The 2,334-nt window shown below is 45.8% G+C and carries 2 protein-coding genes; both read right to left on the reverse strand.

The window, feature by feature from the left end; genetic code table 11:
* Positions 1 to 401, reverse strand: a 401-nt coding sequence (locus QF669_02160) for a hypothetical protein (GenBank protein ID MDP6456250.1), incomplete at its 3' end; no start/stop codon positions are given.
* A gap of 36 nt (positions 402 to 437) precedes the next feature.
* Positions 438 to 2,334 (reverse strand): nucleoside-diphosphate sugar epimerase/dehydratase (locus QF669_02165; GenBank protein MDP6456251.1); only part of this gene is annotated, 1,897 nt, incomplete at its 5' end.

The raw sequence follows: 2,334 nt of genomic DNA on the forward strand, positions 1-2,334 counted from the left end.
GTGATGCGGCCGCTGACATTCATGCGAACATAATCTGTGCCTAGAATTGACTGGCCAAAAGGATCACTTACAAAAACGGGTTCAGCCATGACAGTTATGTTGTTCATCTTACCTGACAGCCAGAAATCGAACGACGCAATATCATCTTCTCCAGACCGATATTGATAGCCTGGAAGTATACCGAAGACTGCGTGCTTGTTAGGTAAGTCAGCTTTAACCGCATTGAGTCTACTCATCTCTAATGGATAGAACTCTCGGAAAACAGACAGATCGTGGTTTTTCCTGAAATCCTGATAAAAGGGAATCATATAGGGAGAAACAGGAGCAGTTGGATAGCCCTGACCGTAGAGTGAGAGGCAGAAAAAAACTCCCATGATTGGGAGCCTGAAGATTCTAATCATAGAATCCATTCGACATCAATTAATAATTGTCAATCCTCAGGCTTGACCTTCTATTGTAATGTGGTCCAAATCAACGTCCTTTGGTGGCGGGTAGTAATCCTGAGGTTCGTATTCGGGAATCAGCTGTTTCAGCCTCTGCTTGATCATATTAGAATTAAAAGAAATGGAAACAGCGAGTAAAGAATCAATTCCCTTCTTAAGGCTGTCCCACGATTCTCGTTGTGTACCGTCCTTCAGAACCACGATCTTATTATGTCTGGTTCGACGGACTTTCTCTTCTTTTGTCGCCAACTGTTCATAGAGCTTTTCACCTGGACGCAGACCAGTATAGGTGATAGGTATATCAACTTCGGGCTCAAGCCCGGAAAGTCGAATCAAGTCCTTGGCCATATCTACTATCTTGATAGGTTTACCCATCTCCAACAGGAAAATCTGTCCTCTCTCCCCTATAGCCCCAGCCTGGAGGATAAGTTGCGACGCTTCCGATACAGACATGAAATAACGGGTCATCTCCGGATGGGTTATGGTCACGGGGCCACCATCCTTTATCTGGCGCTGGAAGGTTGGAATAACACTCCCAGAGCTGCCGATGACGTTGCCGAACCTGACCGCCAAGAACACGGTTTTTGTATGATCATTAACAGTTTGGATCATTCTCTCGGCTAATCGTTTGGTAACACCCATTACATTTATAGGACTGACGGCCTTGTCCGTGGAGACCAACACAAATTTTTCCACCTCATACTTGCCAGATAGCTCAACCAGGTTCATTGTACCACCTACATTTGTTGATACGGCAGCCCAAGGATGAAGCTCCTGAATGGGGACATGTTTGTAGGCAGCAGCATGCAATACAACCTGGGGAAGTGTGTCATTGAACACTCCCTCCAACAGTGCTTTATCGCGAATATTACCTAACATGCCACGTACATTGCTGCGCTTGCCTAGAGCAGTGCACTCCTGTTGAATCGTGAACAGATTTTGTTCGCTATTATCCAGTAAGATCAATTCTGCAGGGGAAAAAGCAAGACACTGCCGCACAAGTTCGGAACCGATGGAACCTCCAGCGCCTGTCACTAATACCCGCTTTCCCTTTATAAACTGATTGATTGAACCTCGATCGAGATGGATCTCTTCCCGACCCAACAAATCGGTAAATTGTACTTCACGGAGCATCTTGATGGAGAATTTATCATCGATCAGTTCTGGGAGACTGGGGACAATCTTGCACGGTACGCCTGTCTGTTTGCAGTGCTCAACAATTCGTCTCATCTGTGGACCCGTAGCGGACGGGGCGGCAATGATGATTTCATCATAGGCGACTGTCAGACCGGAAATATCACTCACCTTGCCCATTACAGGTATACCATGAAGTTCGGCATTCCTTTTATTGCCGTCGTCATCAAGAAAGGCGACGATCTTATATTCATCGCGGTACCTGCCAAGGACTTCCCTGGCGATCTCGTTTCCGGTGTTTCCGGCTCCGATCAACAGGAGTTTTTTCAGGTTTAGGCTGTTCTTCTGAGGATTGAAAACAATGTGAGAAAAGTAGAGACGTATGGCAATTCTAGAGCCGTGAATCATGATCATCGTAAAAACAAAATCAAGCAATATTATTGACCGGGGGATAACACATAGCGGGTGGACGGCGGGGTGGATCAGAGCAATGATGGAGAAGAGAAGAACAGTTGCTACCGTTGTTGCTTTCAGGATACGCAACAGATCCCAAACACTTGTGAAACGATACATCCCTCTGTACAGTCCAAAACCGACAAAAGTGAGAAGTTTTATGGGAATAGCCAGGGCAACAACGAAGAGTACATCGTTGAACATGGCAGTAGTAATAACGAAATCGAAACGAATAGCATAAGCCGCAACTACGCTGAGCGTTACAATAATGAAATCAACGCATAAGGCAATGGCTGTATGCTGA

This window comes from Candidatus Neomarinimicrobiota bacterium (assembly GCA_030743815.1).
Classification (GTDB): Bacteria; Fidelibacterota; Marinisomatia; order Marinisomatales; family S15-B10; genus UBA2146.